Below are 26,397 nucleotides of genomic sequence, written 5' to 3'. Positions count from 1 at the left end.
CTAATTATACATAAGGAGGCTAAATTATGAGAAAATTATTCGGAATAGCATGTCTATTCATCATGCTCAGTTCAACGGCATTAGCCCACACAGATCCCAAGAAAGAAACCGACGGCGAAAAGCCTAAACCGAAAACCATTCAATTGTTCAACAAGAAGAATCTTGACGGTTGGTATATCTTTATTCAAGATCGGGGCAGAAACCAAGATCCAAAGGGTGTATTCACCATCAATGATGGAATTCTACGCATCTCCGGCGAAGAATGGGGATGTATTACCACCGATGAGGAATACGAAAATTATAAACTCATTATGGAGTTCAAATGGGGCGAAATGACATTTGGTTCCCGTAAAAATGCAGCACGCGATAATGGATTACTTTTTCATTCCGTGGGTGAAGATGGCGGCTATTCAGGTATCTGGATGCGCTCTATCGAATGTAATATCATCGAAGGCGGCGTCGGCGACTTTATTGTCGTGGGGGATGGCACAGATGCTTTCTCCATCACCAGTCCGGTTGCCAAAGAACGTCACGGCACGACTCCTGTTTACCAGAAAGGCGGTGAACTCGTGACAGTCAATAAAGGGCGTATCAATTGGTGGGGAAGAGACCCGAACTGGAAAGACGTTTTAGGCTTCCGTGGCGCGAAGGATGTAGACAAACCTGTAGGTGAGTGGAACAAATTAGAATGTGTGGTTAAAGGCGATAAAATCGACATCTACGTTAATGGCAAACTCGTAAACCAAGCCATCAACGTTCGACCTTCAAAAGGAAAGATTCAAGTGCAGTCGGAAGGCGCAGAAATGTTTGTTCGCCGACTGGATATGATCCCATTGAAAGCTGGTAAAATATAAACCTAAAAAAGCAATTATATGAAAACGATACTTTCCGTGCTCAGCCTAGCGTTGCTACTTGTGAGCAACCAAGCGATGGCACAGTGCGAGCAACTTTTTAATGGCAAAGACCTTAGCGGTTGGACTATTCATGGAACCGAGAAATGGTATGTGGAAAATAAAGAACTTGTTTGCGAAAGCGGACCAGACAAAGGCTACGGTTATTTATCGACCAATAGCCCATACAAAGACTTTGAACTATCGGTTCAATTCAAATTAGAAGCCAATGGAAACTCGGGGGTATTCATCCGCTCCGACATCGAAGGTGTCAAGATCAAAGGTTGGCAAGTGGAAGTAGCCCCGCCGGGACTACATACCGGCGGTATCTATGAATCCTATGGTCGAGGCTGGTTAATCAAGCCTACGGAAGAAGCGCAAAAAGCATTAAGCCCCGACGGCTGGAATACCATGAAAATCTTGGCCAAGGGAAATAAGATTACTACTTGGCTGAACGACAAGCAAATGGTACAATTAGATGATGAGAAGATCGGTCAAGCGAAGGGTTTTATTGCACTTCAGATCCACGACGGAGGAGGTATTAAAGTAAGATGGAGAGACATCTGTATTAAAGAACTATAAAAAGATCAAGCTATGGAAAAGGAAAACAATAAAGTGCGTGTGCTGGTCGTAGGATGTGGCAACATGGGCGCCTCACATGCTTGGGCATACCATAAAATGGATGGCTTTGAAATATGCGGCATTGTATCCCGAGGGAAAAGCAAAGAAGTGCTGAACGAGAAAATGGGCAATATTTATCCACTATTTGACGATTTTGAAACTGCTTTAGCGGCAACCAAACCCGATGCGGTCTGTATATCGACTTATCCAGACACGCATGAAGAATATGCAGTGAAATCTATGGAGGCCGGAGCACATGTCTTTGTCGAAAAACCAATTGCAAGTTCGGTTAAAGGGGCAGAGCATGTACAGGAAGTAGCATTAAAGACCGGAAAGAAACTCGTCGTCGGTTATATTCTAAGACACCATCCTTCCTGGATCAAATTTGTAGAGATGTCGTCTGACCTCGGCAAGCCATTGGTAATGCGCATGAACCTGAACCAACAGAGCGATACAGCGATGTGGACCTTGCACCGAAACCTCATGGCAAGCTTAAGTCCGATTGTAGACTGTGGTGTGCATTATATTGATGTGATGTGTCAAATGACCCGTTCTAAACCTACGCAAGTATATGCAATTGGGGCTAGACTGACGGATGAAATACCGGCAGACAACTATAACTACGGCAACCTCCAAATTCGTTTCGAAGATGGTTCGGTAGGTTGGTACGAGGCGGGTTGGGGACCAATGGTATCCGAAACAGCCTTCTTTGTGAAAGATGTGGTAGGTCCGAAAGGTTCTGTATCCATCGTTGCAAAAGAAGCCGGCGGAACGGGCAAGTCAGGATCCATCGAAGCACATACGAAGACGGAATCCATATTACGCCATCATTCGGCACTCGATGAGAACGAAAAATTCGCCCTAGAAGACGAATGGCTCGACTTGACCGATGAGCCGGATCATCAAGGCTTATGCGATCGCGAGCAGGCTTATTTCTTAAAAGCGATAAAAGAAGACATCGACCTGAGCGATCACATGGAAGATGCTGTAAATAGCTTAAGAATCGCTTTTGCCGCGGATGAGTCGGTGAAGACAGGGCAAGTGGTTCGCTTATAATAATAAGAGTTCGAGTTCAATCAAACATAATTTCCTAAATCAATAGAAGAGAAATGAGAAAAAACAGCATGTTGGCCGAAGGCTGGTGGGATTATACGACCATCGATGAACAGATTATGCGCGATGCTGCACAATTGACGGCAGAAGATATTTTACAGCTTTCCAGACCAGGATTCCAAGTGATTTTCCACGATACATTAGAGTCTTTTTACCTGGCGGAGGCACTGCAATACATTGAGGCCTGGCAACAAGCCACAGCCTCCTCTCCTGCTGGAATTTGCGGACCCATTGGGCCGACCGAACAGCTACCTTTAGTTGCTCAACTGGTAAACAGCTTGAATATCTCCCTAAAGAACTGTCATTTCTGGGGAATGGATGAGTGGTATGAAAACGGCACGGAAGTTCCAGCTACGCATCCCTTATCCTTCGTGAAAGCAAATAACGATATGCTGTTCAACCATATCAAGCCGGAACTGCGCATGCCAGATGAAAATATTCATTATCCTTTGGCGTCGAGTTTGGCGGAATACACCAAAAGCTTTGATGAATTTCGCTGCGTGACGATGCAAGGTGGACAGGGCGATGCCAAACATTGGGCATTCAACGATCCACTACAGCGCAGTGGAAAATATGCTGATAATCCTCCAACCGTAGAAGAGTATAGAAGCCTGAGTGCGAGAATTGTCGACCTCCATCCAATTACGTTGATGCAGAATGCCAGAACTTCCGGAGGTGGTTATGTTGTCGGTGTACCGCAACAAGCGACGACCGTAGGACCTGTTGAAACATGGAAAGCCGAGCGTGTATCCATCTGGCAAGCCGGAAATCATGATAATGCTTTCGGCATGCGCCTGACACCATTTATGATATCCAAAAGCATTGTCGACACCGCCGTTCCTATGTCCCTATTAGCCGATCACCCGAACGTAGAATTTCATTACTACCGTCCGGCAATTAAATCTGTAACAACCGAAATGCACTAAGCTGAATATGACGAACACAAATAAAACGGTATTAGCCATCGTAGCACATCCTGATGATGCAGAAATCAGCTGCGCAGGAACTTTAGCGCTCTTGAAAGACAAGGGTTGGAATGTTGTGATGGCGACTATGACGCCAGGAGACTGTGGTACGACAGTACATTCAAGAGCAGAAATAAGCAAGATCCGAAAGCAAGAAGCCGCAGATGCCGCTGCGATGCTGGATGCAGACTATCATTGCTTGGAATGCAACGATGTATTCGTCATGTACGACAGAGAAACCATCGTCAAGGCCATCGCTTTAATTCGTAAAACGAAGCCGAGCGTCGTTATTACCATGAGTCCATCTTGTTACATGGTCGACCATGAAATGACCAGTAAGATTATTCAAACAGCCTGCTTTAGTGCCGGAATAATGAATATTGAAACAGAAGGCCTAGAGCCCTATTTCTATACACCACATCTTTATTATGTGGATGCTATGGAAGGAAAAGACCGCTTTGGAAAACCCGTAGAGCCGGGATTGATCGTCGACATCTCTTCCAAAATCCAACTGAAAGAAGATATGCTGGCTTGCCATGCCTCCCAAAGAAATTGGCTCCGCGATCATCATGGAATGGATGAATACATTATCGCCATGAAAAGCTTTGGAGAGAAAAGAGGAAAAGAAATTAACGCAAGTTACGGCGAAGGATATCGACAGCATTTGGGCCATGCCTATCCGCAGAACAATATCTTAAAAGAGGAGCTCGGCGACTTAGTCCATGAGCGTTAATAAACAAATTGGATAAAATACTAACCTAGACACATGAAATTATATCGCTTAAATCGACTATTTAACAACGAGTCGGGCAACTGCTTTGACGTCGCTATTGATCATGGCTTTTTTAACGAATATGCTTTCCTGAATGGAATCGAAGACGTAGAAAAAGCCGTTGAAGTGCTCGTTGATGCCGCTCCAGATGCTATTCAACTGACCGTCGGACAAGCAAATTACCTGCAAAGAATCCCTGGTCGTCATAAACCTTCGCTGGTGCTGAGAACGGACGTTGCAAATGTTTATGGAAAACAACTTCCACGCAGCCTGTTCAGTAGAATGATTGAAAACCCGGTAGAGCAAGCCCTTCGCTTAGATGCTACCTGTGTAGTGGTCAATTTATTTAGTATCCCTGATGAACCAGAAGTGACCGACCAATGTATACAGAATATATTGAAGATTAAACCCGAAGCCGAACGCTACGGGATGCCATTAATGGTCGAGCCGTTGGTCTTTCGTCCGAATAACGAAGCAGGCGGTTATATGGTCAATGGCGATCCAGAGAAAATAATCCCTTTAGTTCGTCAAGGCGTAGAATTAGGTGCTGACATTATCAAAGCCGATCCTACGGACGATGTGTCGATCTACCATAAGGTTGTCGAAGTAGCGGGCGATATCCCGGTGCTTGTGCGCGGCGGAGGGAAAGCCAGCGATCAGGAAATATTAGATCGCACCTATCAATTGATGCAACAAGGCGTTTGCGGAATTGTATATGGAAGGAATGTGATTCAACATGCTAACCCCGCAGGCATGACGCGCGCTTTAATGGAAATTGTACACCGTGGCGCAAAACCAGAAGATGTTATTAGCTTATTAAAAGACGGAATATGAAAACGGTAAATGTCGGTATTATCGGCGGAGGCTTAATGGGCAAAGAGGCCGCCAGTGCATTTGGAAGATGGTTTGCTTTAAAAGACTTTCCTGTTCAGGTTCAATTGACCGCAGTATGCGATATTGATCAACAGGCTTTAAGCTGGTATAAGCAGATAAGTAGCGTCTCGCTATTGACGACGGACTACAAGGAGCTAATTCATAGCGACCTGGTCGACGTGGTCTACATTGCTGTGCCCCATCATATGCACGAATCGCTGTACATCGACATCCTGCAGGCAGGAAAAGATCTATTGGGTGAAAAGCCCTTTGGGATCGATCTTGCTGCAGCGAGAAGAATTGCCAACGTCGCAAACCAAGAGGGTCGGTTTGCACGATGCAGCTCTGAAATGCCGTTTTTTCCTGGACCACAACGCGTCGTATCGGAAGTAAAATCCGGACGACTAGGAAGAATTATAGAAATTAAAGCTGGCTTTCTGCATGCCAGCGACATGAACCCCAACAAGCCCATCAATTGGAAGCGACAGTCTGCCTATTGTGGCGAAATTGGTGTAATGGGCGACTTGGGCATACATGCACTCCATATCCCCCTTAGATTGGGTTGGAAACCACAATCGCTATATGCACATTTACAAAAAATCATCACCGAAAGACCAGATGGCAAGGGCGGTATAGCAAGTGCCGACACCTGGAACAACGCCACATTGAGCACGCGCGTGCAGATGGAAAATGGCGAAACAGTGCCAATGTTATTAGAGATGAAACGCCTCGCTCCCGGCGAAACAAATACTTGGTTTATTGAAGTATTAGGTACGGAAGGTGGTATTCGTTATAGCACAAAAGATGTCAAAGCGCTGTGGACCTATAATTGGAACGAAGGCAAAGAGCAATCCTGGCAGCGTGTAGACTTAGGATTTGAAGTGCCCTTTCCAACTGTAACCGGCGGCATCTTTGAACCCGGATTTCCGGACGTCTTCCAACAGATGCTTGCAGCTTACTTCGCCGAACGCGAGGGGCAATTAGCTGGGCGATTTGGCTGTGTAACCTTAGAGGAAGCCATTGCAAGCCATGAGGTTTTCGCCGCAGCCTTAGCATCACATGCAAACAATAAGACAGTCGTATTAGAACAGGAAGTCGCGGTAAATTAAAACCGCACAATTCAAAAAAATATAATGGAAAAAAAGACACGATCGGGTATTCTTGCAGCAGGAAGTTGGATTCTGGACGAGGTGAAAGTAATCGATAAGTTTCCGGAAGAACAATCGCTTGTTAACATCCTGGATGAATATATCAGCAATGGAGGTTCTGCCTACAATATTCTTACCGACCTGACACAGCTCGGTGCGAGTTTTCCACTAGAAGGATTAGGACTCGTAGGCATTGATTTCCACGGCATCCGCATTGTCGATCATTGTAAACAGATTGGCATTGATACCCAACAAATTGCCATGATACCCAATGTGTCCACCTCCTATACCACCGTCGTATCTGTAAAACCAACAGGTAAGCGCACTTTCTTTCATCATCGAGGTGCAAGCGCGCAACTCTGTCCACGACATTTTGATTTTCAGAAGTCAAATGCTCGCATTTTTCATCTAGGCTATTTACTACTCTTGGACAAATTGGATGAGATCAAAGAAGATGGCCGTACCGATGCATCACATCTATTAGAAAAAGCGAAAAATGCTGGTCTCAATACCTCGATAGATTTAGTTAGTGAAGATTCCGACAGATTTCAATCGGTCGTTCCAAGCTCGTTACCCTATGTTGACTACCTTTTCCTAAACGAATTCGAAGCCAGCAAGCTCTCCGGGATCAACTTGATGAATATCGAAGAACCGCAGCAGATGCAAGATCGTTGTCAGGAGGTTTGCGATTATTTGTTTAATCTCGGCGTAAATCAATGGATCGTTATTCATTATCCAGCGGGCGTATATGCTGCACAACGAAACGGCGCGAGCCTATTTCAGCCCAGCGTTAGATTAAAGCCTGAGCAGATTATCGGAAGCAATGGCGCAGGTGATGCGCTAGCAGCAGCCATCCTTTATGGCATCCACGAAGAGTGGTCAATGGAAGACAGTCTTAAGCTCGGTGTTTGTGCAGCAGCAGCCAGTCTGACCCATGTAACCTGTTCCGATGGCATATTAGACCTACAGGGCTGTCTCGAGCTAGGCGAACAGTACGGTTACCGCGCTGTAGAATAAATCTCCTTATCCACTTCAAAAGCCTTCAGAAGGTTGTAGCGTTTTAGTTTAGAATGACAGTCCAATACGGATATAAGGCAATACCGCTTCTTTACTAGCACCTACAACCGCTTGAATAATCATGAGGTCGCCAGGCATAAAGTAGAACCCACCGCCGGCACCCATATGCCAGCTGTCGGACTTCTCGTTCGGCATCCAAACTCTACCGATATCATAAAAACCAATCAGACCAACCGTTCCTGGAAGTAAGTAGGAACTAAAGTTTGCCAACTTTAATCGAGCATCCAAATTGTTATACAGCGCTGTTTTCCCGGTGAAACGTTGAGAGTTGAATCCGCGTAGACTCATCTCTCCTCCTATCTGCGCATGCTGATAAAAATAAGGATCGCCGAATACGGTTTGCATGCCTGTGCGGTTTGCTAGTGTCAGATAATCATTGAAGACCGTTTTATAAAGGCTTAAGGAGCTCTCTAAAGCAGTATATCGTCTTTGTTGACCAGCAAGCTCGGCTTTCCAATCCAAACGCGTGAATAAGCGCAAACCTTTCTTCGCATTGGCTTTATTATCGCGTGTATCAAAATCGAATCCCGCAGCCAGCCCGGTAAAGAATTTTGTTCCGAAGATATCTTCTCCCGGATGGGTCTGATTAAAACCATGAAAGAACCGTTCTTCATTTTTATCAGCTTTACTGTGATACAGCTCCGATGAAGAACCATAAAATAAGCGTGCATTTTTGAACGCTTCGTATCCTAGGAATATATCTGCATTCACGTAATCATATCGGTTCCTGTAGAAAGAAATCTCATGCTCTTCATCTTTTAGATATTCGGTGTTATTACCATACCCAAAGAAGTTACTTTGATTGAATGGCCCTAAAGCACGCATATGAATTTGCAAGTCCTGCTCCCCTACGAGTTTTTTAATATCTCCCTTGTATTCTAATATGAACGATTGGCGGCCTGTTAGGTAATTTGCCAAAAACTCATACCGATAAGCGTAGGGGCTTTTACGAAAGCCTTGATTTTCGATCAGGTATCCAAGACCAAAAATGAGACCTCTATCCACGCCATAATTGAGATTGACTAAGACCCCCTGGCGGTCATACACAAAATTGTCATACTGATATGCATGTACGGCCGTATCCTTTTTCAAACGAAACTTCGCCATGCTCATATTGTCATAGCTATTCGCTGTATCGGCTTTATTATCGTAGATATAGAGTTGGTTCCCTTTGCCAAAGCTATTGCTAGCAGCAAATAAGTCGTGTGACTTCCCTCCGATCAGGCGTATCTTAATAGGCGATTGTCCGCTCCCATGGACTTTATATTCATCTTCACCGGCAATACCGTAAATTCTTACCTCTTTCGTTTCCGAAGGCAAGAAACGTCTTTTCATGATTCTGGCACCCTCGGTGCCATCTTTCTTCTTGTTGTGCACATCCAGCGTGATACTGCCATCGCTGTTATAGTCGATATCGACAAATTCACGCTTCGCTGATAGCGGAATGTCCACAACCTTCGCAAGCGTCATATAATATTCATCGACGGTTGCCGCAAGCTCGTCGCGACGCGAGCGGATATTCGTCTCTAACTCGGCAGCACTGAGCTTCACAATCGTATCCGGCATCTGCAACATTGCTTGATGAATCAATGAATCCGACATTACCTGTTGAATCTGCTTCACCTGCTCTTGCCATCCCTCCCTATCTAGGTGATTAATAAAGAATCGGTCGAAATGTCGGGCATTAAAATTCCAATGCGCAACATTGCGGATATGCGGACTAAAGGGCTGCACATTAGCCTTCAACCATTGATAAGACAACAGAATGGGGAATATACCAGAAGTTTTATAGTAAACCTTATCCCGATCGCGCGGAACCGGGCTATAGGTTTTCTTACCCTTTTTCTTCTCAGGATCCCAGCGCCAGTTATCCTCGTGTCTGTCCCAATCGCCCAGCACAAAATCTAAGAGCCTCGCTCTTGCAGTCAGTTTCTGGTCAACTTTAGTATCATTATCTTCCAACAGCTTTTCAATTACCTTCGCCGTATTGTCTGTCTTTTCATTTTCGAAAGGCATTCTCGCCTCGAACATGTAAGGTCTGTTCTTAAAGATCGGCCGGTATTCACCAAGTGCGGGGTCATCCGCTACATAAACTAATTCAGGGGCAGAATGTGGAATCTTCAGCGCCCGATTGAACGTAGGGACGGTCAATGCTCCGAACGGATGCGCGATGGCTATCTGATCTTGTACAATGTCTTTAGCGATGGTTTTTCGAAGACTCTCGGGAAGGCTTCGTTCAGGATATTTCTGAATAGAGCGGAGCACCCATTCTACACCCTTAGGATCAGCAAGTCGTAAGGATTGTGTTTGCATCCCTCCGCCAAGCTTCACGATTTGCAGGCCTCCTTTTTCCTTCGACAGATCCATAACACGCATCCTCACTGGCGTATTGTAGAGCTTTCGATAACTATCGCCTAACCAAAAACGATGTACCGCGCCGACCTGGTCATATTCTGATGCGATAACCGTCGTTATGCTGTCTGTCTGCTGGGCATTACTTTTCAACATGCCTAACAATAGGCATATAACCAATAGATTCTTGATAGATACGAGCCTGAATGCTGCCATCATCCTATATTCTTATAATTTACTTTAACACTATTTTTACGCGCATCGCTTTCAGATCGCTTACGCCCTGAAGATTCTCTAATTGAACCTCCTCTATTTTTGGTTCTATTAAGCCCATTTGAGCAACTTCCTGAAGACACACCCGCAGATCGCGCGCTATTTGACTTCTGCTGTAGACAACAGCAATATGCCCCGGCTGCACCAAACGCTCGTCGGTATCTAGGATCAAAGCTTTGTCGATTCGTTTCTTGATAATTTGATATCTGATGTTGTAAGAGCCCTCCACATCAAATCTGCGTTCATCCTCCCGAAAACTAATATCAATAGGATTAGGGTGTATAAAGACCAGTTGCGTCGTTTCTAAGGGAATGCTAAGGGATGATTTTAGTTGATGTGTTGCCTGTCCAATCTTAGCAATGCTGATAATCTGCTCCTTACGGATTTGATTCAGCATACCCATTTTGAATGTATTTCTTGGGGAAATAGATTGCCCTACGTATAGGTCGTATTCTACTCCATCCGTCCGGAACGTTTCAAAATAGGAAGGGAAAATCTCCTGAACCTGCGCATTGAATAGGTTCATTTCAGCTTTCACCACCTGGTTTATTTTTTGCAATGATCGCTCAAAAGACTCATTGCTAGAATTCATGTCTTCGTAGCTGTATTGCAATTTACTGCGACATTGTGCTAAGGAAGCTTTTATCGTTGGTTCTGCTTTTTCAAGTTTATCCAGAAAGGCTGGAACAACCTCTTGAAAGAAGGATAGAATATCGAGTATATAATGCTCCAAGTTTGGCCCCGTTGCCCAGTTGTTGACTTCATCAAATCGATCGACGAATGTTTTATCAACGGATAAAACACCTCTGTCTTTCATCCGGTCGATGAGGCTTGCAACAAAATTGACGCGTTTTAGGATGTCTTCTCTGTAGGATTTATTGCGCAGAAGACTCGAATCCTTAACATCCACCGCCGCATAGAACGGATAAACCCGATTGAAGACAATCTTTTCCAGTTCCGGCTCCGGACTTAGATGAATAACCTCGCCCAGGTATTCCGCCGCTACCTGATTGAACTTCCACTCCACAGCAGATTGCAGAGAGGTGTACTTATGAAGAATAACGTTGTTTAATTCGCTTTTAAAGGATAGAACAATATCATACGCCAATTGGGCCAAGAGCGCGTAAAACGATCGTACCTGAATGAGCATATTGCGGTTTAAGCGGGCTTCATCTTTTGTGTAGAGTTCGAAAATTCCAACCAATCCTTGATTATGAATTAATGGAAAGCAGATGTAGGACGTCAATCCCGTCTTTTGCAAACTCCTTTTCAACTCTGATGCTCGAGATTCGACTCCTTCTTCTACGCCAAAGGATAAGATATAAGGATTGTCTAAGTATTTCATCAATCCGCCTTGTATGATCTCTTTGTCGTAAAACACCGAATCACCTAAAAGCATGCTATCTTTTGCCATGTCTGAAGAAAGCACAGGAATTCCATTAAGTTTCAGGATCGGGTAAAATGAAGATTTAACGCCTTCAAAATTGACGATATTTGCGAGAATATCGTTCAATAGATTGAGCCCATCCACACCGGTATATATACTGATATTATTGATAAGCCCCTGCAACTGCTCAGTCACATGAGCTTCATGGCAATCTACAAATGAGCAGATGGTAAAACCGGTAAACGAGAATTGTGAGATATCAAAGCCCCGAAGTATGGGCTCAATATCCTTGTAACGTAGCGAATCTTTGTTCTTTATGGACGTTAGATTTAGCTTCGGCAGTTCCGATTTAGGCTGGATCTCCACATATGAATAGTCGATTTCCAATTCATAATAGCGGTTAAATTTACCGGTCCTTTTAACATAACGTAATCTACTATGTATAGCGGGGATACCATAAAATCGCTCTAATATCAATAGATAGAGTTGCTTATTGACAAATTCAACATCCAAGAAACTATTGCTCTTTGTAGACTCAACACGCTGGAAGTCCGTATCGATCAAATCGTAAAAAGCCTGAGTACCGAAAAAAACCTTATCCGGAACCGGAAAACCCAATGCCCATTGCTGATTCTTTTTCTTAGAAACGCCCTTCGCAAGATGGTATAAGCTTTCCAAAAGTTCTTTATAGGAAGTAAGGTTCTCTTCCGTAATATCCCCTGATTGTTTTATCTTTTCCAAAAGAAGCTCACTTGCAATCTTAGGCACCAGCATCCCTTCGTCTTGCTCGGCCAGTGTTTTTTGCAAGTGATTAAGGAAAGGCCACAGTGACAGCGATTCCTCTAGTCCTTCGGCAGGAAGCACATTGCTATCAATGCGCCTAGTTTTGATTAACATGTTGCTTTATCGTGGTGCTATTAATGTGTTAATTGAAATGGTATTTCGGCCTCAAATGCTTTCGTCAGGGAGTCTTGCGGTTCGTCAATATAGAACTGTATCCGCAACTCGCCGTTATCATGGCAATCTATCACGCTAAATCCATGCTTATTATATCTGAATTTCAAGCTCTCATCCTTTCGTATTTCTGAAGTTTTAGCACCCGATCCGCTCACGATCTGATGCATCCCCTCTTTATCGATGTACTGTAAACCATGGTCATGCCCGGAGACAAAAATCAGGTTTGGGTGGAACTTGCTAACCTCCGTAACACGCGCAATTAAGTCGCTGTAAAACGGATGTTTAATATCCTCCGGGGAAGCAAAGGCTGTTGACCGGAGCAGAGGATACAATGATCCCAGGCCGGGCAAAGGTAGATAAGCACCCTTCCAAAGGCGCGTCAAAGGAAAGAGATGGTCACGCCAAGTGTACTTTAGGGCATGTTCGCCAAATGTAAGCATAGGATGATGCGATATGAGAATAACGCGTTTGTCTTGATGCTCTTCAAGCAATTTCCCTAGCTCTGCGATGAACTCGTCCTTATCTTGCTCAATGCTACGTCCATGGTGTGGAAATAACCAGTATTCGCTATCATAGGTAATAACCGTTAATCGCTCACTCATATGGATAGCCTCAGGGCCAATTGTACCAGCCTTAGGAATAAACTTTAATCCAGGATCCTTTTGGTCTAGAATAAATTGCTCCTGCGCTTTCAGTTTCGCTAGGCCGTCTTTTTTTGACTTATCCCAATCGTGATTTCCCGCCAGAAAATAAACAGGTACATCGAGCTTCCTAAACCCCTCGTATTGAGATTGCAGGATTTTCGCCGTTTCCATGTTTTCAGGTGCAGACAAAGCCATCCCAAACTCATAGATATTATCTCCAACAAAGAAAGCCGTCGTCTTCTTGTCTACCTTTAATGCATGCGATTTTTCGATCAAAAAAGTTTGCTTATTGTTAATCTCTCCGGCATCACCAAAGACAATAAGTCGGTGTTCCAGCTCTTGCGCAAAGCTGTAAAAACTGAGAAATGTGAAAAATAAAAAAAGTGTCCTACGCATTAGGGTTGCTTATTGTATTGAAAAAGCAAAGCGTTCTTTGCCTTATTTTTTTCACTGCTGATATACATGCGATCTTCCGTATCGAACGTAATTCCTTCCGGCTGCTCAAATTGTTTCTTTTCAAATCTGATTACTATTTTCGGCTGAAAGGTGTCGTCGGTAATCAATAAAAGTTTATCAACGGATGAAAGCACGTACCACTCATTACGAGAACTTCTTTTACTTAAGGAAGATGGTTTTAGTGATTTAACAGACTTACCGTCTACCGCGGCAACCGCATCCAAATTGATCTGAAAGTTCTCTTTCAGGCTAAGTTTTCCCGCAGCATCAACATTAACGATATAGCCAGAAACAGAGGGGTTGCCCTTGTCCAGGTTACACGACTTGCATAAGACATATAATGCTTTACGCTGTGGATCATACGACATCGACTCGTATTCGCCTTTCCCCAACGCTCCCTCGAAAACTTGAACTTCCGATTTTGCCGCCTGAAGATCAACAGGGAAGCTGTAGATCGCTCCATCACTGCGAAGCACAAAGAAATATTGACCATCGGTCGTGATCTCTTCATAGTCTCCCGCGTCTGCAAATGCATATTCTGAGACAATCTTCTCTTCATTTAGATTGTAAGAATAAACCGTCCCGCTTTCATCCTGAACAGCATAAAGCAGCTGGTTATCATTTGACAAGAAAGTGATGCCCGATATTTCATTCAGCTTCTTTGGAAGAACGAAGGTTTTGTCGGCTTGTAAGCCTGCGGACTCCTCCTGTGCTGGCTTTTCTTGCTCACTCTTTGTTGTGGGAGATTGACAAGCCGCTAGTCCGGAGAATAGCATCATGCTGAAGATTAACTCTATATTCATACTATTTCGCAATTAGGATTGCCACACAAAAAGCGGCAACAGAAAAGATAAGCCCAAGCATAAAAACAGCATAAGCGTATCGTAATAATTTATATTTGCGCCCCAAAACGACGCCTTGAGAATACACATCCTTGGTCAACATCCCATATAGAAAGTCTTTATCGTCCATTGCTTTATTCATGGCACCTTGGTACTCATCGTAACGGGTTTTATAGAAATTGCCGAAGAACAACAAGTTGACCGTTTTATTTGTTACATCTTCCTGTGTAAAATATCCGTTAGGAATTTTAGGGATGGTTGCTAAGATGGCAAGGACCATCGTTGTCACAGAGCAGGCCATCAGTGATACGGTCGGCACGATTAGATGTGGGTTGCTATCTAAAGCTTTCAACAACACCGCAACGATAATCGAGAGGATAATTGAATTTACTGTTAGCAGAATATTGGACTTATTATCTGCCATATCGCTTAGGCGTTGACTGTTCGCAGAGGTAATTCGAAACATAGTCTCTATACCACGCTCTGGTTTTTTGAGCTTGTCGCCCTCCGCTTCGATCTTCGCTTGGTTTTTCTTCTGCTTTTTCAGCTGAGCTTCTAGATTTATGCGTTTGCCTTCATTCAACTTGTGCTGTGCATAGTCCGTATGATATTGATGCTGCTGCATCAATCGAATAGTTTTCTCTCGCCAGTCATTCTTATCAATTTTCGCCTGATTGTATTGTTCGGCTTCCTGATGCATCAGTTTATTGCGCTCTTCAAAAGTAGCACCGCCAAGATGAAAAAGATCGGCATCGCAAAGTATCTGCTCGAGCAGATTTCTTGGTGATTGCGGCATCTTCGTCGCAACGATACATCCCTTCACTTGATCGATGATGTTTTCCGGCACACCCTCTGCTTCTAAAAAGGCTTCAGCACATGCTGCACCTCGGGCTTCATGATCCATAGCACCACCAAAAAGATAGCCGATATCATGAAAATAAGCTGCACATATAACAATAAAACGATCCTGATTATTTAGTTGATAATGTGTTGCCATCTCCTCCGTGGCTTCTACAACATCATTCGTATGAAGGGCATTATGAAAGCAATAATCACCGCGTTGCTCGCTGGTTAATTTGCTTATATGGTCCCGTGTTTTGAGTAATAAAGACTCGTAATCCATATCAATACTTTTATCGCTTGACTATTAGCCAACTAAAATACTGACATTATTTGTTTAAACTGTATAGAACGCCAAAAATGACCTATAATAAGCAATTGTAATTGTTGGTTTTTTCTTTAAAACTAAGGGATAGTTTCCCAAAAGAAAATTATCTTGTATTTCGCCCAGTCAAACTACGCAGTAAAACGGCGGGATATGTATTTCCCTCGGCGGTACCTTTTCCTTCCATAAACGCACCATAGGTAATACTATCTCCAAAACACAAAATGAGCATCTTTCTCTTCAACAGTTTCTTTTCCTTCAATTGCTGAGCAAAGTACTTTCCGATAAGCTCGTAGCCCTGCGCCGTCGGATGCACACCATCGTCAACCGTATAATTCTTACTGTTTACCAACAAGGATTCTTTTATCGTATAATCAGAGCCGTACTTTTTGAACTCTTCATTTAAGGGAATGAAGTCAAGCTTTTGGTCCAGGGCAAACTTCTTCAGCTCGGCGTTCAGCGCATCGATTTTATCATTAGGTCTTATTGGAAATTTGCTGGGGTCGTGTCGCTTAAATAGATAAGCCTCTTCCACAGGTAGGATGCTCGAAACAACTATATGGACCTTCGGGTTTCCCGCTTTGATCTTCTGGATAATATTACGGAGGTTATCAAAATATTTCTGCGTGCTCATGAACTTTCCGGAATTGACCATGTCGTTGGTCCCGACCATCATCAACACTAAATCTGGCTTATTGGCTACCACGTCTTTATCCACACGAGCTAGTAAATCGGATGAATTATTACCAGCGACACCTTTGTTCAGCACCTGATAATTGCTGCGACAAGAGTTAAATAGGCAGACGAATAGAATTGCAAACGAATATAGTAAATGTCTCATTTTGGTAAAGGTCAAAAAGGGTGGTTAGCTGACCCAAAGCAGCAAATACTCCCAACGGAAGGTATAAATAATTCCTCGCTTATGGAATATCACGCTCGCATTTTCAACTGTTTTTATTTATTTTCGTCAAAGTATTGCTAACAGTGTCGCTCTAACTTAAAAGGAATTTCCGAACTATGACCATGAATTTGAACTTAATGTCCTCTCGAAATTTACTTGTATTCCTCACCTTGCTCGTCGCCCCATTCTATTGCGCATGCGAAAAAGAAAAAACAACAACCACAAATCCACAGGATCCAGAAATGAATCACCCGGATTGGAACAAGCTGATCCTCACAGGTCAACAACGCGGTATAACGGCAATCTATGGTAATTATGAAGACTCTCTCTTGGTTGCTACACAGGGAAATATCTATTTGACAACCAACCAAGGGAAAGATTGGCGTCGCGTTTTTAGTGGCAGCATAGGTATCTCGGGGATTGTGAAACATAAGGATCAGCTGGTGGCCTTAAGCAGTTTTAGCGATATTGCTGGGGGCCCTTTTCTTTATTCGCAAGATGAAGGAACAACTTGGACCCACCAATCAAAATATCTCTATTTGGAAGAAGAACCCAGGCTCAATCGAACAAAGGTGGATGTATCAGCGGATGTCGCTTATAAACTGGAATTTGAGTCGGCAGGTACAGATCCAATTAGCAAGCTTCCTCTCCCTGATCAGATTTATCGGGTTGAGAATGGAAGGAAAGAAAAAGTGTATCTTCCAAGACAGGCACGTATCAATTGTATTGTAAAAGATCAGAAAGGGCGACTTTATGTCGGAGCAGAGGGTACTCGTTTTGAACATACGCCCAAAGGAAATACAACCATTTATCCAACATCGACAGACACCGCAATCGTCTACATATCGAGAAAACCGCTACGATAATTCAAAAAATTGTTCGGATGACATAGAAAGTTGGCGATGATACCTACTTTTACATCATGGCAGAAAAAAGCTCCTATGTCGTTTATCTACGTGTCATTGCCACGATATTTGTCGTATTGATACATGCGTCTACCGGATTCTTGTACCACATCGACACGAAGGCCTTTGATTGGAACTATGCCAATTGGATAAATGCTGCCACGCGCTGTTCTGTCCCCATTTTTGTTATGTTGTCGGGCGCTTTACTAATCCCAAAAGATGAGAACACGTGGATTTTCTACAAAAAGCGAATCCCCAAACTACTCTATCCCTTTGCATTTTGGACTGTAATCTACCTCGTGTATTACTTTTGCCGATATACAAAGTTTGAATTATTATCAACAGAGAAAATCCTATCCATAAGCGTAGATAAGATACTACATGGTGCAAATGCCCATTTATGGTATCTCTACATGATTATCGGACTTTACCTGGCCATACCTTTCATTCGAAAAATTATCATACAGTCTACGCAAAGAGAAATCGAAGTCTTTCTCGCACTATGGATGTTGTCCATGTGTTTTATGAGCAAGCCTTTGAACGCAGCAATGCCCAAGTTTGACCTCACGTTCTTCTCCGGATATGTTGGGTACCTGATATTCGGCTACTACTTGAGCGTTCGTGCAACAGAATTCAAAAAAGACCAACTCATATTCGCTGCGGCATTTATACTGATGGTGGTTATCGGTGCAATAGGCACAAATATACTCAACCAGCATGCGAAGAAGCTTGATGCATTTTTCTACAATTATGTCTTCGTAACGACGGCTATCGCCGCTGGCGCATTGTTCTTATTGATAAAAGAGTCAACAAAACAGGGCGAAGTTCCTCGCGGGGTATCCCTTGTCGATAAGTATAGTTTCGGTATCTACCTAAGCCATATTATACCTTTGAATTACCTTCATCCGCTTATATCAAAATATCTGAGTACAGCATGGGTAATTCCTTTAGCTACCATTGCTACGATTATGGCGTCTATTGTAATTACGTTTGCCATTAGAAAGCTCCCTTTTGGGAAATATGTAAGTGGGTAGGGGGGTATAACTCCTCCCTTTCATTCGAAAAGTACAGTTAATGCATGACTGGATTAAGCAAATGATCCCAACTTATAGGCTTCCTCAACTGTCGCCAACTATTAGATTGCGATAGAAGCTAAGGTAAAAACCACATAAGCAAAACCATTCAAAACAACAGTTTACAAAACGAATTTAGCGGTTCCTTGAATACTATTTTCTCTTTTTGCAACATACGCTTAAGGCTCGTTTTCCTCCCGCTTGCGCAGAAGCATAGGGATATTCATCCTCGACCCATTATGTTACTTAGCTTCGAGCATCTGGGGGGTTGCAACCGAGATCTAAGAAGGCTCTTTGACCCCTAGCGGCAATGTGCTGGCGGATAGCGCTGTGGAATGTTCCCGCCACCACGGTGCATAAGGGTCAGACGATCGGTGGGATTATTTATTTCAAAGAATGATGCTTGTTCAAAGCTTCCCGGAGATCTTCGAAGCTGGTCGTCAGGTAGCTTTCGGTGGCACTTACATAACGGTGGCCGGCCATTTACTGTACCTACCGAAGTCCCTTTTCCTTCAGCCATTCGATTATCATGTTCTGGCGTAGCTGTGTGACGTGCCTTACCTTGGGGATTGGTCCTTCTAAGTGCGTGGCATAGATGTAATAACGTATTCTTTAGGTCCTCAACGTTGTTCTACCGGTAAACAGACGTTCGGTCTTTTCTATCCTCCAGACAGATTATCAAGATATATTCCTGCAGGTCAAGTATCTGAAAGGGTCTCAGTTCCAATGTACGTAAAGTACTGGTGGTGGTTTCAGGTATGGTGATCTTACCCGCTCGTAGTTGGGGGGGCGGCCGTAGGGTTTCCAGTTCCTCCAAAGTTAGTGCCTGATAGAGCAATAGTCTCAGTATTATTCTATTTCGGCGGGTACGGTCATCTTTCACGGCATATCTTACAAAGAAATTATCCAGTTCGCCCCTTCCCAATAAGCCCGTCGGTACACTCCTTGTCAATCCTTTCAACTGTGGGCCAGTTGCTGGATAACCCATACTGAGCCCCTTTTGTTCAAATAGGCAAACCAATAGCGCAGCGACAGCAGTGCACGGTTGATCTGAACGCCCTTCGCCCCAAAGCTTGTCGTTATAGCGGAGACGATAATGCTTTCTATTGATGGAAATTATTTAGAACAGATGTTCATTTATCGCAAGACCTCTAAAGACTGAAAAACGTGAAATTATTCTGTTATACAAAATAATAATATTGTAAAATGCTGTTATACAGCCAAATACATACATAAACATGTTGCTATTCAACTGATTAAGAATATCAATTTCTTAAAAAACCGTCCTTTATTCAACGGATTTCAAACTTAAATTAGTGTAAGTAAAACCAATTGACAAGCAGCTTTTACTTAACGACCAATTAAGCTTCATCACTAATTATTTTTTAGACTTCAAAAGAAAGGAGATTATGAAATAGAAAAACATGACGGCTCTACAACGACTTAACCTAGAGAATAACTAATTTAAATTTTAAGAGAAATAAAATGTAAGCACACCAAAACTTTGTGTTATTGTGCACATTATGGCCTTAGTCAGCAAAGCACGGTCTTAGTGTTTCCTTAAAATTTTATTATTTAACTAATTAAACAATGATGATTCGATTAATTGTTAAAAGCCTCGTCATTTCGGCATTTGACGATAATCAACTAAATCCTTAATTATGAAAAACAAATTCATGCTCCTCACATACATGTTGATGTATAGTGCTACATGCAGCTATGCGGATGATGGCCATAGTCGGGTGCCAATAAAAACAAAAAATAGCGCTAATGATATGGTTTTAATGGCTAGCCAACGGATTGTGACTGGAACTATTTTCGATGAATCCGGAAAACCTGTCGTGGGAGTTAGCGTCCGAGTTAAAGAGTCTACACGAGGGGCAGTAACGGATAAAGATGGAAACTTTGAAATCCAGATCAATGATGACTCTGAAGTACTAGTTATTTCTTCAGTTGGTTATGTGACACAGGAAGTGGTTGTGGGAAAGGAAAGTGTACTTCAAATCAAATTAGTTGAAAATGCGCAGAATTCATTAGAAGAAGTCGCAGTTGTGGCATTCGGAACGCAGAAAAAGGAGAGTGTTATCGGGTCAATAACGACCGTAAGTCCGAAGGATCTAAAGATTCCTTCCAGCAATCTAACACAATCGCTTGCCGGCCGTGTTGCGGGCGTGATAGCCTACCAGCGAAGCGGGGAACCTGGTGCTGATAATGCCGATTTCTTCGTACGTGGTATTACAACTTTTGGAAATAATACTAGACCATTAATTCTTATTGATGGTATCGAACTAACGGCCACAGACTTGGCAAGGCTACAGCCGGATGATATCGAATCCTTTTCCGTTATGAAAGACGCTACGGCTACAGCACTTTACGGCGCTCGCGGAGCCAATGGCGTTATCCTTGTTATCACCAAGCAGGGAAAAGAAGGCAGGGCAAAAATATCTATCAGGGCAGAGAACTCGACATCAGCACCGACCATGAATGTTGATCTGGCAGACCCAATTACTTATATGGAAATGGCCAATGAAGCCACGGCGACCCGTAACGCATTGGCGCCATTGCCATATCTAGAGGAAAAGATAGAGAACACACGTAATAACGTCAATCCTTTAGTTTATCCAGCAAACGATTGGAGAAAAATGCTTTTTAAAGACTTTACAAACAACCAACGGTATAACTTGAATGTTAGTGGAGGAGGTGGTGTCGCTCGCTATTATGTTGCTGGTGCTTTTACACAAGATAATGGAATGCTGAATGTTGATAAACGCAATAATTTCAATAGTAATATCGACTTAAAAAGTTACTCCCTGCGCGCAAATGTTAATATCAATCTAACTAAAAGTACCGAATTGGTTGTTCGGCTTAGCGGAAACTTCGACGATTATAAGGGACCAATTGATGGAGGAGAAGACCTATACCGAAAGGTAATGCGTTCTAACCCCGTTTTGTTTCCAGCATATTATCCGTTGGATGAAGAACATCAACACGTCGGGCATATCATGTTCGGTAATTACGATTTGAACAACCGATATGTTAATCCATATGCGGATTTGGTAAAAGGCTACAAAGACCAAAGTAGATCGCAGATGCTTGCTCAATTGGAACTAAAGCAAGACTTGAGTAGCATCACCGAAGGCCTATCGATTAGAGGGTTATTAAACCTCACCCGTCTCTCTAATTTTTACTACACGCGTGCCTACAACCCTTTTTATTACGAAGTCGGATCCTATGATTTTATAGCAAATACTTATAAAATCAATCAAATGAACCTAAATGGAACAGAGTATTTAGGGTTCAATGAAGGACCGAAGACATTAAATTCAATGTTTTATTTTGAATCAGCTTTAAACTACAACCGCACCTTTGGCGAGAAACATAACATAGGGGCATTGCTGGTGGCAACAGCTAGAGAAAGTTTAAATGCCAATGCTGGAGATCTTCTTCAATCCTTGCCCTCAAGGAACATGGGGTTGTCGGGAAGAGCTACCTACGCCTATGACCGTCGCTATTTCGCCGAGTTCAACTTTGGATACAACGGTTCCGAGCGCTTTGATACAAGAAATCGATTTGGATTCTTCCCTTCAGCAGGGTTAGCATGGAGCGTTTCGAATGAAAAGTTCTTTGAGCCTTATCAAAATGTCGTTAGTAAACTCAGATTTAGATATACTTATGGATTCGTGGGAAATGATCAAATCGGAGATGTGAGCGATCGATTCTTTTATTTGTCTAATGTCGCTATGAATGACGCGTCTCGTTCTGCAAGATTTGGACAAGATCTTTCTGAAACAAAAAATGGAGTGTTGGTCACTCGCTATGCCAATCCTAATATTACTTGGGAAAGAGCTACTAAACAGAACGCTGCGATGGAACTTAGTTTATTTAACAAGGCTAACCTAATTGTAGAGTATTTTACAGAGAAAAGAGATAATATACTGATGAACCGCGCGAGTATTCCAAATACAATGGGATTATCCAGTATCTCCAAGTCAAATGTTGGCAAGGCCAGTGGTAAGGGTATGGATGTATCGTTTGACTATCAACAAGCTTGGTCAAAAGACCTATGGGCATCAGTGAGGGCGAATTTTACCTATGCCACAAGTAAATATGAGGTCTATGAAGAACCCCTATATGCTGAGACATGGCGCTCGCGCGTCGGGACATCATTGAACCAAACTTATGGCTACATCGCGGAACGCCTATTCGTAGATGATGAAGAGGCTGCTAATGCACCTAGACAAGAGTTTGGAATATACGGTGGTGGCGATATAAAGTATACTGACGTCAATAGGGATGGTAAAATCAATGAAGCAGACCGCGTTCCTATCGGCAACCCGACTGTACCGGAGATTATCTATGGATTCGGGTTCTCACTTAGTTATAAGAAAGTCGACGTATCGGCCTTTTTTCAAGGCTCAGCAAACGAGTCGTTCTGGATTGACCCGAGATCAACTTCGCCATTCGTGGCTTACCACTATAATACAATGGAAGCTAGCTCAGGCAGAATATTCATGAATCAACTATTAAAGGCGTACGCTGATAGTTATTGGTCGGAAGATAATCGAGATATTTATGCCACATTGCCTCGCCTGAGCAATACGCTCAACATCAACAATAGCCAAACAAGCACTTGGTATATGCGCAATGGAAATTTCATTAGACTTAAGCAAGTCGAGTTGGGCTATACATTCCCCCAAAAATTCATCGACCGCATAAAAGCTTCTAATTTCCGCATGTATGTCAATGGATCGAACCTATTGCTATTCAGCAACTTCAAGCTATGGGATGTGGAAATGGCCGGAAACGGTTTAGGCTATCCGCTGCAAAGAGTATTAAATGTTGGACTTAATTTAACCTTTTAAATCGAACGACCATGAAATTCTTTAATTTTTATAAAAAGTATCTGACCGTCATGTTGTTGGTTTTGACGCTGACATTCGGTGCTTGTAATCGATATCTTGATATTATTCCTGATAACATACCAACCCTAGACCACGCTTTCGCGATGCGATCGGAAGCAGAAAAATACTTGTACACCTGTTATTCATATATGCCCAAAGATGGAGGCATGGCAAGCGATCCGGCTATGTTAGCTGGCGATGAAATCTGGACGAATGACCTTTCAGGCAGCTATCGATTTAGCCATATCATGTTCGATATTGCCAATGGGCGCCAAACAACAATAAATCCGGCGGGAGAAGCGATATGGGTCGACTTGTATAAAGGTCTGCGCGATTGTAATATTTTTTTAGAAAATATCAATAGAGTTAAAGATATGACCGAAGAAGAGCGCAAAGAATGGATTGCTGAGGTCAAATTTCTAAAAGCATATTACCATTTCTATTTAGTGCGTATGTATGGTCCGATACCACTTGTAAAAGAAAATTTACCGGTGGATATTAATGTCGCAGATGTTCAGATATCAAGAGCGCCAGTGGACAGCTGTTTTCAATATATTGCTCAACTGTTAGATGAGGTGAAGGATGATTTGCAACCTACAATTACTGATCCGATTAGGATGATGGGGCGTATTACAAAACCCATTGTATATGCTTTAAAAGCAAAGGTCTTACTGACCGCTGCAAGTCCGCTTTTTAATGGAAATAAAGATCAAGCAGCATTAAGAAATCGCGATGGTTTGCAGTTATTTAATCAAGTCTATGATGCACAGAAATGGAAGCTTGCTGCCGATGCATGCAAACAAGCCATCGATCAATGTCATGACGCAGGAATCAAGTTATATGAATTTATACCAGGGGGCGCAACGACGAATATATCTGAGCAATTAAAACTACAATTAAAACTACGCAATGCGTTTAATGAACGTTGGAACTCGGAAATTATTTGGGCAAATACGCAGAGCATTGCAAGTAACTTACAGCTCTGGGCAACGCCCAATTTGACAACCTATTTGGATAATCCAAACGTCACTTACGAACTAGCAGTGCCATTGAAAATAGTTGATATGTTCTATACGAAAAATGGTGTACCTATCGATGAAGATAAAACGTGGCAAACGAATGTCACTACTCGAGTAGGGGGTGTTGAAGATCAGCGCCTAATTCGCTTGAACTATGAAACTGCGGAAAGCAACTTCGATCGTGAACCGCGTTTCTATGCCTCATTGGGTTTTGATGGAGGAGTCTGGTACGGACATGGTTATTATAATGATGAAGTTCCTTCCGGAATTTACTTTGTAGAAGGGAAACTAGGTCAAAAAAATGGAAAAAAAGGAAGCTTTGGCTCGATTACAGGGTATTTTGTGAAAAAACTTGTCCATTACCAAAGTACACAAGCCAATAATGGAGGATACTCGACAGTTAATTATCCCTGGCCTTTAATTAGACTTCCGCATTTATATCTGATGTACGCCGAAGCTTTGAATGAAAATGCAGGGCCTACTGAAGAGGTCCACCAATATATCAATATCGTGCGAAAACGTGCCGGCTTGCCGACCATTCGTGATGCATGGGACAATTTCGCAACGAATACCAAGTACAGCTCTCAGGCGGGGATGCGTGATATCATTCATCGGGAAACATTGATTGAAACAGCGTTTGAAGGTATGCGGTTTTGGGATATAAAGCGTTGGAAGACTGCCCCGGATGAATTATCTAGACCAATAGAAGGATGGAATGTCTTTGGACAAACCGTTGAGGCATACTATAAAAAACAATTGATTTATGCCCAGAAATTCTCGATGAAGGACTACTTCTTTCCTATCAGAGACGCTAACTTGTTAAGTAATAAAAATCTAGTACAGAACCTAGGTTGGTAATTGTATACCATAATCATTACGTTATGAAAAATACTTTTAAAATATTTACTCTATTGATTATCATTTTCGTCGTTCAGAGCTGTAAAGAGGAGCCACGAATGGACTATATAGAGAGCGATGGCGGAGCCCCAGCTCAAGTGTCCAATGTTATTGTTGAAAATACCCCTGGAGGGGCAACTTTGAAATATAAGCTGAATAAAGATGTTAATTTAGCTTACGTCAAGGCCGTTTACGAAATTACTCCGGGCGTTCTTAAAGAAAGTAAATCGTCAATTTATTCAGACACATTAAGGCTTGAAGGTTTCGGCACTACCGAAGAACAGGAAGTCAAGATTTTCAGTGTGGGGCGGAATGAAAAAGTTTCCGACCCTGTCTTAGTGAAAGTTAAGCCCTTGAAACCACCAGTCTCAATCGCTTTTGAAGATCTAAGCATCGAAACTGCATTTGGTGGTGTGCGTGTCAGAATTAAAAATGAATTGAAGGCACCCCTTGCTATCGTTATCGATGCGGACACTGCAGGGAAAGGAGTATTGAGACCATTGCAAACATTCTACACAGCTGTTGACTCTGGAGTGTTCACTGTGCGCGGACTGTCGAGTAAAGCAATGAAATTTTCGGTTTACCTAAGAGATCGCTGGGGCAATAAATCACTCGCTGTCGTAAGGGACTTGACACCGCTGTTCGAAAAATTTGTTCCAAAACCATTTGCTACATATGAATTGCCTACCGATCAACCTGCGCTATCCGGTAGCTACGCACTAAGCAATATGTGGGATGGAGTGGCAAGCGCAAGCATATACGCCTCCAGAAACAATACGCCGATGCCACAATGGTTTACGGTCGATTTAAAAGTTCCCGTCGTTTTGAGCCGAATGAAAGCACACCAGCGTGTTCAGAATTTTACCTACAATTATTCCTGTGTGAAGGCCTTTGAATTATGGGGCAGCAATAATCCGTCGAGAGACGGAAGTTGGGAAGGATGGACAAAGATTGGCGCTTTCAATTCCTTCAAGCCTTCAGGAACTCCTGTTGGTACTTTGACGGCTGAAGATATTGCTTATGGATACACAAACGGCGAAGATTTTGAAATGCCTTTCACGCCACCCGCTTACCGATACATTCGTTTTAAAACAACGGAGACTTGGGCGGTAGGAGCTAATCAGGTCACCATTTCGGAATTATCATTTTGGGGAGAGTTTTAATGT

At 42.9% G+C, this 26,397-nt stretch carries 19 protein-coding genes; 13 read left to right on the top strand and 6 right to left on the bottom strand.

Going from position 1 to position 26,397, the window contains the following annotated elements; all coding sequences use genetic code 11:
- The first annotated feature begins 26 nt into the window (after positions 1–26).
- From DSM08_RS00535 to DSM08_RS00500, 8 genes are read left to right on the top strand one after another with little or no spacing between them, the layout of a single operon-like run.
- Positions 27–854: a 3-keto-disaccharide hydrolase gene (locus DSM08_RS00535; RefSeq protein ID WP_149524300.1), complete on the top strand. Its 828-nt coding sequence runs from the start codon at positions 27–29 to the stop codon at positions 852–854.
- Positions 855–872: 18 nt separating this feature from the next.
- Positions 873–1,472, top strand: coding sequence for a 3-keto-disaccharide hydrolase (locus DSM08_RS00530; protein WP_149524299.1), 600 nt, complete (start codon positions 873–875; stop codon positions 1,470–1,472).
- Between the two features lie 12 nt (positions 1,473–1,484).
- Positions 1,485–2,567, top strand: a complete 1,083-nt coding sequence (locus DSM08_RS00525; RefSeq protein WP_149524298.1) for a Gfo/Idh/MocA family protein — start codon at positions 1,485–1,487, stop codon at positions 2,565–2,567.
- Between the two features lie 53 nt (positions 2,568–2,620).
- A complete protein-coding gene (locus DSM08_RS00520; protein ID WP_149524297.1) occupies positions 2,621–3,550 on the top strand; it encodes a sugar phosphate isomerase family in 930 nt (309 codons plus the stop codon).
- Between the two features lie 7 nt (positions 3,551–3,557).
- Positions 3,558–4,322 carry a PIG-L deacetylase family protein gene (locus tag DSM08_RS00515; protein ID WP_149524296.1) on the top strand — a complete coding sequence of 255 codons (765 nt, stop codon included), beginning with the start codon at positions 3,558–3,560 and terminating at the stop codon, positions 4,320–4,322.
- 33 nt (positions 4,323–4,355) lie between these two features.
- A complete protein-coding gene (locus DSM08_RS00510; protein WP_149524295.1) occupies positions 4,356–5,195 on the top strand; it encodes a class I fructose-bisphosphate aldolase in 840 nt (279 codons plus the stop codon).
- On the top strand, positions 5,192–6,343 hold the full coding sequence (locus DSM08_RS00505) for a Gfo/Idh/MocA family protein (RefSeq protein ID WP_149524294.1): 1,152 nt from the start codon (positions 5,192–5,194) through the stop codon (positions 6,341–6,343). The genes DSM08_RS00510 and DSM08_RS00505 overlap by 4 nt, the downstream gene beginning before the upstream one ends.
- Positions 6,344–6,367: 24 nt before the next feature.
- Positions 6,368–7,399, top strand: coding sequence for a carbohydrate kinase family protein (locus tag DSM08_RS00500; RefSeq protein ID WP_149524293.1), 1,032 nt, complete (start codon positions 6,368–6,370; stop codon positions 7,397–7,399).
- Between the two features lie 48 nt (positions 7,400–7,447).
- On the opposite strand, the gene DSM08_RS00495 is transcribed toward DSM08_RS00500, so the two are convergent.
- The 6 genes from DSM08_RS00495 to DSM08_RS00470 all read right to left on the bottom strand — a co-directional run bounded on the left by DSM08_RS00495 (position 7,448) and on the right by DSM08_RS00470 (position 16,376).
- The gene (locus tag DSM08_RS00495; RefSeq protein WP_149524292.1) at positions 7,448–10,030 is read right to left on the bottom strand and encodes a BamA/TamA family outer membrane protein; all 2,583 of its coding nucleotides are present in this window, start codon (positions 10,028–10,030) and stop codon (positions 7,448–7,450) included.
- Between the two features lie 16 nt (positions 10,031–10,046).
- Positions 10,047–12,368: a hypothetical protein gene (locus DSM08_RS00490; protein WP_149524291.1), complete on the bottom strand. Its 2,322-nt coding sequence runs from the start codon at positions 12,366–12,368 to the stop codon at positions 10,047–10,049.
- 20 nt (positions 12,369–12,388) lie between these two features.
- Positions 12,389–13,468, bottom strand: a complete 1,080-nt coding sequence (locus DSM08_RS00485) for a metallophosphoesterase (RefSeq protein ID WP_149524290.1) — start codon at positions 13,466–13,468, stop codon at positions 12,389–12,391.
- Positions 13,468–14,331 carry an SdiA-regulated domain-containing protein gene (locus DSM08_RS00480; protein ID WP_149524289.1) on the bottom strand — a complete coding sequence of 288 codons (864 nt, stop codon included), beginning with the start codon at positions 14,329–14,331 and terminating at the stop codon, positions 13,468–13,470. Before DSM08_RS00480 ends, DSM08_RS00485 begins: the two co-directional genes overlap by 1 nt.
- 1 nt (position 14,332) lies before the next feature.
- Positions 14,333–15,493 (bottom strand): Pycsar system effector family protein, encoded by a 1,161-nt coding sequence (locus tag DSM08_RS00475; RefSeq protein ID WP_149524288.1) that lies wholly within the window; start codon positions 15,491–15,493, stop codon positions 14,333–14,335.
- Positions 15,494–15,641: 148 nt separating this feature from the next.
- Positions 15,642–16,376, bottom strand: coding sequence for an SGNH/GDSL hydrolase family protein (locus DSM08_RS00470; RefSeq protein WP_149524287.1), 735 nt, complete (start codon positions 16,374–16,376; stop codon positions 15,642–15,644).
- Positions 16,377–16,558: 182 nt separating this feature from the next.
- Between DSM08_RS00470 and DSM08_RS00465 the strand changes: the two genes are divergently transcribed.
- The 5 genes from DSM08_RS00465 to DSM08_RS00445 all read left to right on the top strand — a co-directional run bounded on the left by DSM08_RS00465 (position 16,559) and on the right by DSM08_RS00445 (position 26,394).
- The gene (locus tag DSM08_RS00465; protein WP_187773923.1) at positions 16,559–17,302 is read left to right on the top strand and encodes a beta propeller repeat protein; all 744 of its coding nucleotides are present in this window, start codon (positions 16,559–16,561) and stop codon (positions 17,300–17,302) included.
- Positions 17,303–17,358: 56 nt separating this feature from the next.
- Positions 17,359–18,375 (top strand): acyltransferase, encoded by a 1,017-nt coding sequence (locus DSM08_RS00460; protein WP_149524285.1) that lies wholly within the window; start codon positions 17,359–17,361, stop codon positions 18,373–18,375.
- 1,700 nt (positions 18,376–20,075) lie between these two features.
- Complete coding sequence (locus DSM08_RS00455) at positions 20,076–23,276, top strand: SusC/RagA family TonB-linked outer membrane protein (protein ID WP_149524284.1); 3,201 nt, start codon at positions 20,076–20,078, stop codon at positions 23,274–23,276.
- Between the two features lie 11 nt (positions 23,277–23,287).
- Positions 23,288–25,192 carry a RagB/SusD family nutrient uptake outer membrane protein gene (locus DSM08_RS00450; protein WP_149524283.1) on the top strand — a complete coding sequence of 635 codons (1,905 nt, stop codon included), beginning with the start codon at positions 23,288–23,290 and terminating at the stop codon, positions 25,190–25,192.
- Between the two features lie 23 nt (positions 25,193–25,215).
- On the top strand, positions 25,216–26,394 hold the full coding sequence (locus DSM08_RS00445) for a DUF5000 domain-containing lipoprotein (RefSeq protein ID WP_149524282.1): 1,179 nt from the start codon (positions 25,216–25,218) through the stop codon (positions 26,392–26,394).
- Positions 26,395–26,397: the final 3 nt, after the last annotated feature.

This window comes from Sphingobacterium hotanense, assembly GCF_008274825.1.
GTDB lineage: Bacteria > Bacteroidota > Bacteroidia > Sphingobacteriales > Sphingobacteriaceae > Sphingobacterium > Sphingobacterium hotanense.
The sequence above is the reverse complement of the archived record's forward strand: the minus strand, read 5'-3'. Positions and strand labels throughout refer to the sequence as shown.

Excerpts from the sequence above, each read along its gene's own strand:
- DSM08_RS00535 (WP_149524300.1), top strand. The coding sequence starts at position 27 with ATGAGAAAATTATTCGGAATAGCATGTCTATTCATCATGCTCAGTTCA.
- DSM08_RS00530 (WP_149524299.1), top strand. The coding sequence starts at position 873 with ATGAAAACGATACTTTCCGTGCTCAGCCTAGCGTTGCTACTTGTGAGC.
- DSM08_RS00525 (WP_149524298.1), top strand. The coding sequence starts at position 1,485 with ATGGAAAAGGAAAACAATAAAGTGCGTGTGCTGGTCGTAGGATGTGGC.
- DSM08_RS00520 (WP_149524297.1), top strand. The coding sequence starts at position 2,621 with ATGAGAAAAAACAGCATGTTGGCCGAAGGCTGGTGGGATTATACGACC.
- DSM08_RS00515 (WP_149524296.1), top strand. The coding sequence starts at position 3,558 with ATGACGAACACAAATAAAACGGTATTAGCCATCGTAGCACATCCTGAT.
- DSM08_RS00510 (WP_149524295.1), top strand. The coding sequence starts at position 4,356 with ATGAAATTATATCGCTTAAATCGACTATTTAACAACGAGTCGGGCAAC.
- DSM08_RS00505 (WP_149524294.1), top strand. The coding sequence starts at position 5,192 with ATGAAAACGGTAAATGTCGGTATTATCGGCGGAGGCTTAATGGGCAAA.
- DSM08_RS00500 (WP_149524293.1), top strand. The coding sequence starts at position 6,368 with ATGGAAAAAAAGACACGATCGGGTATTCTTGCAGCAGGAAGTTGGATT.
- DSM08_RS00495 (WP_149524292.1), bottom strand. The coding sequence starts at position 10,030 with ATGATGGCAGCATTCAGGCTCGTATCTATCAAGAATCTATTGGTTATA.
- DSM08_RS00490 (WP_149524291.1), bottom strand. The coding sequence starts at position 12,368 with ATGTTAATCAAAACTAGGCGCATTGATAGCAATGTGCTTCCTGCCGAA.
- DSM08_RS00485 (WP_149524290.1), bottom strand. The coding sequence starts at position 13,468 with ATGCGTAGGACACTTTTTTTATTTTTCACATTTCTCAGTTTTTACAGC.
- DSM08_RS00480 (WP_149524289.1), bottom strand. The coding sequence starts at position 14,331 with ATGAATATAGAGTTAATCTTCAGCATGATGCTATTCTCCGGACTAGCG.
- DSM08_RS00475 (WP_149524288.1), bottom strand. The coding sequence starts at position 15,493 with ATGGATTACGAGTCTTTATTACTCAAAACACGGGACCATATAAGCAAA.
- DSM08_RS00470 (WP_149524287.1), bottom strand. The coding sequence starts at position 16,376 with ATGAGACATTTACTATATTCGTTTGCAATTCTATTCGTCTGCCTATTT.
- DSM08_RS00465 (WP_187773923.1), top strand. The coding sequence starts at position 16,559 with ATGAATTTGAACTTAATGTCCTCTCGAAATTTACTTGTATTCCTCACC.
- DSM08_RS00460 (WP_149524285.1), top strand. The coding sequence starts at position 17,359 with ATGGCAGAAAAAAGCTCCTATGTCGTTTATCTACGTGTCATTGCCACG.
- DSM08_RS00455 (WP_149524284.1), top strand. The coding sequence starts at position 20,076 with ATGAAAAACAAATTCATGCTCCTCACATACATGTTGATGTATAGTGCT.
- DSM08_RS00450 (WP_149524283.1), top strand. The coding sequence starts at position 23,288 with ATGAAATTCTTTAATTTTTATAAAAAGTATCTGACCGTCATGTTGTTG.
- DSM08_RS00445 (WP_149524282.1), top strand. The coding sequence starts at position 25,216 with ATGAAAAATACTTTTAAAATATTTACTCTATTGATTATCATTTTCGTC.